At 32.0% G+C, this 535-nt stretch carries 1 pseudogene; it reads right to left on the bottom strand.

The annotated features are described in order from the left end of the window. Positions 1–464: pseudogene (locus F909_RS10585) on the bottom strand (hypothetical protein); the annotation flags it as partial. Positions 465–535 lie beyond the last annotated feature (71 nt).

Raw genomic sequence — 535 nt, 5'->3', positions numbered from 1 at the left:
GGATCAAACCCTTGGATGAGTATTTGCTTTAATAATTCAATGAATTTTTTATCAATAGGCTCATACCATCCATGATACAGAGTGCCTTTGATCTTACGATAAGCCTGCACATAGTTGTGTTTTAAGATTTGTTTTACTAATTCAATTTCTGAGAATATTTTCTCAGCTTCAGGATTTGATCGAATTTCATATTGGTTATATTCAGTGTTGAAATCTAATAAGTAATCCAATGCCAATGAGCTTGAATGCTGATCGTCTGCTGCATTGAAGCATTCTTCATACATTGAATTGAGTAAAGACTGTTGCTCTTCCAATGGTGCTGTAATCTGAATGGGCTGATTAGATGAATCAGTATCAGTTATTTCAGTCTGCTGATTTAGAAAGTGTTCAGGTACTTGTGTTAAGTATTCATGTGCTAAAGCAGGTGTTTGATTATTACTCATAAGATAGGATGATTGATTCATAATAATGAACTTCTCTGTACGTAATTACACCTAACAATTTGTTAATTAAGTCAATTTATATAATAATTAAT

This window comes from Acinetobacter sp. ANC 3929 (assembly GCF_000369405.1).
Lineage (GTDB): Bacteria > Pseudomonadota > Gammaproteobacteria > Pseudomonadales > Moraxellaceae > Acinetobacter.
The sequence above is the reverse complement of the archived record's forward strand: the minus strand, read 5'-3'. Positions and strand labels throughout refer to the sequence as shown.